The following is a 7,059-nucleotide window of genomic DNA, read 5'->3' as shown; positions in this document are numbered from 1 at the left end:
GTCTCGCGCAGTCCGGCAGTATCAAGAAACGTCACCGCCAAACCTTTAAGATCAATTCTCAGCTCTATGACATCACGTGTTGTGCCCGCCACATCAGAAACCAGCGCCACATCACGACGCGCTATTCTGTTGATTAAACTTGATTTTCCGGCATTTGGGGGTCCAATTACCGCAATCTCGAACCCCCGGCGCAACCGTTCTGCGGCCGGAAATCCCCCCACCTCTCGATCAATCTCATGATTTAAGCCCGCCAGCAGCTCAAACACCTCTTCCGGAATATCCTCGGGTACATCTTCATCCGCGAAATCGACGCTTGACTCAACCAAAGCACCTGCGCGAATCAACATATATCGCCAATCATCCACCTTTCGGCTTAATTCTCCGCCGATGGTACGTACAGCCAGTTGTCGCTGCGATTCGGTCTCGGCTTCAAGCAAGTCGCCAAGACCTTCGACTTCGGCCAAATCCATACGACCATTCAGAAATGCCCGGCGAGTGAATTCCCCTGCTTCCGCCCGACGCGCTCCGCGTCCAAGTAACGCCTGCTCAATCCTGCGCAAAACTACTGGCGCACCATGCAAATGCAGTTCAGCAACCTCTTCACCGGTAAAGCTGTGGCCCCGTTCGAACCACATCACCAGCGCCTGGTCCAGTTCCTCGGTCTCGTCCCGTAAAACACGAAAGTACCCGTGGCGAGCTTGCGGTAAAGACCCGGCCAGTGCTTCGACCACACCGCGCGCGCCGGAACCGCTTAGCCTCATGACCGAAACGCCCCCCCGCCCTGGCGGGGTGGCTTCGGCAAAAATCAGATCCATGACGACCTCCGTCAGGCGTTCATCGAATCAAAAAATTCAGAATTGGTTTTGGTTTGCTTCAGCTTGGAAATCAGGAATTCAATGGCGTCCGTAGTGCCCATAGGATTCAGAATACGCCGGAGCAGATAGGTCTTTTGCAGATCCTTGGCATCAACAAGCAGTTCCTCCTTGCGCGTACCTGACTTGAGAATATCCATCGCCGGGAAAACGCGCTTGTCCGCAACTTTACGATCCAGAACGATCTCGCTGTTGCCGGTACCTTTGAATTCCTCAAAGATCACCTCGTCCATACGCGACCCGGTATCTATCAGCGCTGTCGCAATGATTGTCAGACTGCCACCTTCTTCAATATTCCGTGCTGCGCCAAAAAACCGCTTTGGCCGCTGCAATGCGTTGGCGTCAACACCACCTGTCAACACTTTTCCTGAGCTTGGCACCACAGTATTGTAAGCCCTACCAAGTCTTGTGATAGAATCAAGTAAGATCACTACATCTCGCTTATGCTCAACCAGCCGTTTGGCCTTTTCGATCACCATCTCACTGACCGCAACATGCCGACTGGCAGGTTCATCAAATGTTGACGAAATCACCTCACCGCGAACGCTGCGCTGCATATCGGTAACTTCTTCGGGGCGTTCATCAATCAACAAGACGATCAAATAGCATTCCGGATGATTTCTCTCGATCGAATGTGCGATATTTTGCAGCAACACCGTCTTACCCGTACGTGGAGGCGCGACAATCAGTGATCGCTGCCCTTTTCCGATCGGTGCCACCAGATCGATAATCCGCGCACTTCGGTCCCGGATCGTCGGGTCTTCTATTTCCATCTTCAGCCGGTCATTCGGATAAAGCGGCGTCAGGTTGTCGAAGGCTACCTTGTGACGCGCCTTTTCAGGATCTTCAAAATTGATCCGCTCAACCCGCGTCAGCGCAAAATAACGCTCGTTCTCACCTGGTGCGCGGATCACACCAGCCACCGTGTCGCCCGTCCGCAGCGAATGCTGGCGGATCATGTCAGGGCTGACATAGATGTCATCGGGTCCGGGCAGGTAATTCGCCTCGGTCGAGCGCAGGAACCCGAACCCGTCCTGCACAACCTCAAGCACGCCCTCGCCGCCAATATCCCAACCCTCTTCGGCATGCTCTTTCAGGATCGAGTACATCATCTCGCCCTTGCGCATGGTCGAGGCGTTCTCGATTTCCCATTCTTCAGCCATGGCCAGCAGATCGGCCGGGCTTTTCACCTTCAGATCGGACAGGTTAAGTCGTTCTTCAGTCATCTTGCCACCTTGCGCACACCGGGAAAAACCCGGTGTCGTGATCAATGTCGTGGAAACTCCCATACCGGACGGCCGGGCTTGGGCGGCAAATAAGACGTAACAGGCCCCGAGTCAATCATGGCCGTCAAAATTTAACGATCACCGACAGCACGATCCCCGCCATCAGCAGCGTCGGCATCTCGTTCATCAGCCTGTATCTACGGCCTGAAAGCGCCCTACCCTGCGCCAGCAACCTGCGCTGCGCCCCGCACCAACCATGAAACCAGGTCATCGCCAGTACGCAACCAGCCTTTGCCCAGGGCCAGATCATCGACCAGTCAACGATCCCCGGTGTCAGCACCAGCACAGCCCCACTTGCCCAGGTGGCGATCATCGCAGGGCACATGATCAGGCGGTACAGCTTGCCCTCCATGATCTTGAAGCTGTTTGCCGGTTCACTCGCCCTTAACCCCCGTTCGCTATGATAGACGAACAGACGCGGCAGATAAAACAACCCGGCCATCCACGACATGACGGCCATCAGGTGAAATGCCTTAACGTAAGGATAGATCGTCACAAGCAGGTTGGTCATCGCGTGTCTCCTGTCAGGTTCGATCTAAATAAAATGATAAGAAATAGGAATGTTGTTGTTGTAAGGGCTGGGGAGAAGGGGAAATCTGGCTTTTCCCAAATAAAATCCCCAGTTCAGAACCCTGTTGATAAAATTGGCACATACCACCGAAATATGAAATTAACTCAATTTTATCAACATATTGAACTGTGGATAAGTTTGTGGAATATCTTCATGCGAAAGATCTCTCCACAGCTTTCCGTATTACATGGATCTACATGTCCACCTGTGGATGAAAAGCTCTTGTTCACGTTACATTCTCGATGAAAATCGCTGCGCCGCGGCAAACACGACGTTTACCAACATGATTCCCCTGAACTTGCCCCGAATTCTATCCACAGGGTGAGTCCTGCGGGCCACAGCCAGCCGCGCCGTGATGCTGAAATGGCTTTTGTCTTGCATTCTGCGCTCAAAATCTGCTGCAGATCCAACAAAAGGCAACCGGAAGGCCGCCCGATGACCGAAGAAACGCCGCTTGGCGGTATCCGTAATGTTCCGCTGGCCGGGGTGATCGGGATGCCTGTCGCGCATTCTCGCTCTCCCCGGCTGCACGGCCATTGGTTGCGCCGCTATGGCATCAGCGGTCACTATATCCCGATGCCCATCATGCCCGAACATCTGGCCGAGGTTCTGCGTGCCCTGCCGCGCGCTGGCTTTGTCGGCATCAATGTCACCATCCCGCATAAAGAGGCGGTGGTGACGCTGGCCGATGTCGTGACAGATCGCGCGGCGCTGATCGGGGCGGCAAATACGCTGATCTTTCGTCCCGATGGCAAGATTCATGCCGATAACACCGACGGCTACGGCTTTATTGCCAATCTGCGGCAGAACGCGCCTGATTGGCAGCCGGGCAGAGGCCCTGCGGCGGTCATCGGTGCCGGTGGTGGGGCGCGGGCGGTCGTAGCGTCGCTGCTGGACAGCGGCGTGGCCGAGCTGCGTATCACAAACCGCACCCGCGTCCGGTCTGAACAGATCCGCGCCGAATTTGGTGCACGCGTCGTCGTCTATGACTGGGCGCAGGCAGGCAATATGCTGGAAGGCGCGGCGACGGTCGTGAATGCAAGTTCGCTTGGGATGCAGGGTAAACAGCCGCTGCGCGTTCCGTTGGAGGCATTGTCACCTGACGCACTGGTCACGGATCTGGTTTATACGCCTCTGATGACGCCATTTTTGACTCAGGCGCAGGAACGTGGTTGCCGGATCGTCGATGGATTGGGCATGTTGCTGCATCAGGCCACTCCGGGCTTTGAACGCTGGTTCGGTCAACGTCCCGAGGTAGACGACGAAGCGCGGCGGGCCGTTCTGGAATGACATACCGGCTGGGACTGACGGGAAGCATCGGAATGGGCAAATCGACCACATCTGCGATGTTTCGTGATATGGGTTATCCGGTCTGGGACGCCGATGATGCGGTTCACCGGCTTTACGCGCCCGGCGGTGCGGCGGTTGAGCCTGTGGCGGCGGTATTTTCCGACGCGCTGGTTGATGGCGGAATCGACCGCGCCGTGCTCAAGGACTATCTGGCCCGCGATCCTGCGGCGCTGAAACAACTGGAATCCATCGTTCACCCCCTTGTCGCACAGGACCGGGCCGCTTTCCTGTACCGCCACGCCGATCAGCCGCTGGTGGTTCTGGATATTCCTCTTCTGTTTGAGGCGGGTGGAACGCAGGTGGTCGATGGCATCGCGGTTGTTTCGACCGATGCGCAGACCCAACGCGAGCGGGTGCTGGCGCGACCCGGAATGACGTCAGAGGCGTTGCAGATGATCCTGTCGCGGCAGATACCAGACGACCAGAAACGCGCGCGTGCCGATTGGATTATCCCGACCGACACGCCAGAGGGTGCGCGCCAGGCAGTCGAGCGGATCGTGAAAGAGGTGACTGGCCATGCGTGAAATCGTTCTCGATACCGAAACCACAGGGTTAGAGGCCGAGAAGGGGGATCGCATCGTTGAAATCGGTGCGATTGAGTTGATGAACCACCTGCCGACCGGCCGCACCTATCACGTCTATATCAACCCTGAATGTCCCATGCCGGCCGAGGCTTTCGCCATTCATGGTCTGGGCGATGATTTCCTGCGCGACAAGCCGAAATTTGCCGAAATTGCGCAAGGTTTTCTCGATTTTATTGGCGGGGATGCGCGGCTGGTGATCCATAATGCCAGTTTCGACATGCGGTTCCTGAACGCGGAACTGCGCCGTATGGGCCGCCCGACCCTGCCTTTTTCGCGAGCGCTGGATACGCTGGCCATGGCACGGGATAAATTTCCCCGCGGGCCGTCCACTCTGGATGGGCTGTGTCGCCGTTTTGGCGTGGACAATTCCGGACGCGATCTGCACGGTGCTTTGCTGGATTCGGAACTGTTGGCCGAGGTTTATCTGGAGCTGATTGGTGGGCGCCAGCCGGATCTGGTGCTGGACCAGCCCGAAACCGTCAGTCGCAAGGCGCAGTCTGCCGATGGCATGAAGGTGCCCCGCGCTGCGCGCCCCGCCCCCTTGCCCGCGCGCCTGACCGAGGACGAGGCCACGGCCCATAAAGAGTTTGTCGCAAAGCTTGGCGAGAATGCGATCTGGGCGCGCTTTGGCTGAAGAACGGGCTTGCGCGGACGGGCCGCGCGTCTCATCCTGCCGGCATCTGGTGGAAGGTGTCTATGCTAGGGTACTTGCGCGAGGCTTGGGTGTTCTGGGCCGCAGTCTTCGAACGGATGGACAAGATCCATATGGGGCTGATCGCGGCGGGCGTGGCCTTTTATTCGATGTTTGCAGTCTTTCCCGGCATAGCCGCCGTGATCGCCTTGTGGAGCCTGTGGTTCGATCCGAACGCCATCATGGCTTATGGTGAGGTTGCGGACGAATTTCTGCCCGAAGGGGCCTATGACCTGATCGATGCGCAGATCCGTGCGCTGACTTCGGCGGGAAGGCCGTCAATCGGCTGGGCCTCTTTCGTGTCCTTCATGGTGGCGACGATGTCGGCGCGGGCGGGCGTCAACGGACTGGTGCGCGGGCTGAACGCGGCCTATGGGGTCCGCGCGCATTCGACGGTGTTCGGCTTTATACTGGCCTATCTGCTGACGCTGGCCATTGTCGGCATCTCGATAGCGGGGCTGGCGACCATTGTTGTCGTGCCGATTATTCTGACATTCGTGGAACTTGGCCCGCTGAACGGCTGGCTGGTCGCGGCTCTGCCATGGGCGGGAATGTTTCTGATCGTCATTCTGGGCATAGGGATCCTGTACCGCTATGGCCCGAACGTAAAGGCACCGCGAACCCCGGTTTTCACATGGGGCGCATTGTTTGCCGCGATCCTGTGGGCGGCGGCGTCCATTGCCTTTTCAACCTATCTTGGCCATTTCAACAGCTACAACAAGGTCTATGGCTCTATCGGGACGGTGGTGGCGTTGCTGATGTGGTTCTATCTGGCCGGATTTTCGGTCATGCTGGGTGCGCTGGTCAATGTCGAACTGGCCCGGCGCAAGCGTGTTCTTGCCGCACGCGAGGCGCGGCAGGCAGTGCTGGCGGTCGCACACGAACGCTGATCAGACCTCAAGCCCCTCGGTCGAGGCAAAGAACATGGCCTGACTGACGGCGGAACGGATTTGTTCCTCGCGATAGGGCTTCGAGATCAGAAAGGCCGGCTCGGGCCGTTCGCCGGTCAACAGCCGTTCGGGGAAGGCGGTGATAAAGATGACCGGAATATCACCCAGTTCCCGGATCAACTGGTTGACCGCGTCGATCCCGGACGAGCCGTCGGCAAGTTGGATATCCGCAAGCATCAGGTCGGGCCGTTCGGCATGCGCAGCCTCGACGGCGGCGCGATGGGTGCGCGCGATGGCGGTGACATCGTGGCCAAGCGCGTGCACGATGCCCTTCAGATCCATGGCGATGATGGTTTCGTCCTCGATCACCAGCACCTTGCCTCGCAGCGCATTACCCATTTCATCCAGCGCAATGTGGACCAGTTCTTCGACCTCGGCCTGTTCGATCAGCATGATTTCCGCAACCTGATCAAAGCGCAGTTCCTCGATCGTACGCAGCAGCAGCGCCTCGCGCGAATTGGGTGTCAGTTGCCGCAGATGCGCCTGTGCCTGCTTTTCGCGACCGGAAAGCTCTCCTTCGTCCACAGGCTGACCAGAGCTTTGCCAAATGGCGTGAAAGGCACGAAACAGCGCGACGCGCATGTCGCGGGCATTTTCCAGCACGGCCCTGTCGGATAACAGCGCCTCCAGCGCGGCGGCGGCGTAATTGTCGCCGGCAGTCTGGTTTCCGGTCAGCGCGCGGGCGTAACGACGCAGATATGGCAGCTCTCTGGCGATGGATTGGGCAAGATCGGCTGAGGTCATGATATTGCGTC

8 protein-coding genes are annotated in these 7,059 nt (G+C 57.7%); 4 read left to right on the top strand and 4 right to left on the bottom strand.

Annotated elements, in window-relative coordinates; all coding sequences use genetic code 11:
• From ACK5L9_RS00555 to ACK5L9_RS00545, 3 genes are all read right to left on the bottom strand, one after another.
• Window positions 1–815: tRNA modification GTPase (locus ACK5L9_RS00555; protein ID WP_416909499.1), on the bottom strand; the 815-nt coding region annotated here is incomplete at its 3' end.
• Window positions 816–826: 11 nt separating this feature from the next.
• Window positions 827–2,098, bottom strand: a complete 1,272-nt coding sequence (rho, locus tag ACK5L9_RS00550) for a transcription termination factor Rho (RefSeq protein ID WP_416909498.1) — start codon at window positions 2,096–2,098, stop codon at window positions 827–829.
• Between the two features lie 124 nt (window positions 2,099–2,222).
• A complete protein-coding gene (locus ACK5L9_RS00545; RefSeq protein ID WP_416909497.1) occupies window positions 2,223–2,669 on the bottom strand; it encodes a CopD family protein in 447 nt (148 codons plus the stop codon).
• Between the two features lie 495 nt (window positions 2,670–3,164).
• On the opposite strand from ACK5L9_RS00545, the gene ACK5L9_RS00540 reads away from it, so the two are divergent.
• The 4 genes from ACK5L9_RS00540 (at window position 3,165) to ACK5L9_RS00525 (ending at window position 6,244) form a co-directional block, all read left to right on the top strand.
• Window positions 3,165–4,019 (top strand): shikimate dehydrogenase, encoded by an 855-nt coding sequence (locus ACK5L9_RS00540; protein WP_416909496.1) that lies wholly within the window; start codon window positions 3,165–3,167, stop codon window positions 4,017–4,019.
• The gene (gene coaE / locus ACK5L9_RS00535; protein WP_416909495.1) at window positions 4,016–4,603 is read left to right on the top strand and encodes a dephospho-CoA kinase; all 588 of its coding nucleotides are present in this window, start codon (window positions 4,016–4,018) and stop codon (window positions 4,601–4,603) included. The genes ACK5L9_RS00540 and coaE overlap by 4 nt, the downstream gene beginning before the upstream one ends.
• Window positions 4,596–5,297, top strand: coding sequence for a DNA polymerase III subunit epsilon (dnaQ, locus tag ACK5L9_RS00530; RefSeq protein ID WP_416909494.1), 702 nt, complete (start codon window positions 4,596–4,598; stop codon window positions 5,295–5,297). The genes coaE and dnaQ overlap by 8 nt, the downstream gene beginning before the upstream one ends.
• Window positions 5,298–5,359: 62 nt before the next feature.
• A complete protein-coding gene (locus tag ACK5L9_RS00525; protein ID WP_416909493.1) occupies window positions 5,360–6,244 on the top strand; it encodes a YihY/virulence factor BrkB family protein in 885 nt (294 codons plus the stop codon).
• On the opposite strand, the gene ACK5L9_RS00520 is transcribed toward ACK5L9_RS00525, so the two are convergent.
• A complete protein-coding gene (locus ACK5L9_RS00520; RefSeq protein WP_416909492.1) occupies window positions 6,245–7,048 on the bottom strand; it encodes a response regulator in 804 nt (267 codons plus the stop codon). It lies immediately after the preceding gene.
• Window positions 7,049–7,059 lie beyond the last annotated feature (11 nt).

The organism is Paracoccus sp. (in: a-proteobacteria), from assembly GCF_047973135.1.
Taxonomy (GTDB): Bacteria; Pseudomonadota; Alphaproteobacteria; order Rhodobacterales; family Rhodobacteraceae; genus Paracoccus.
The sequence above is the reverse complement of the archived record's forward strand: the minus strand, read 5'-3'. Positions and strand labels throughout refer to the sequence as shown.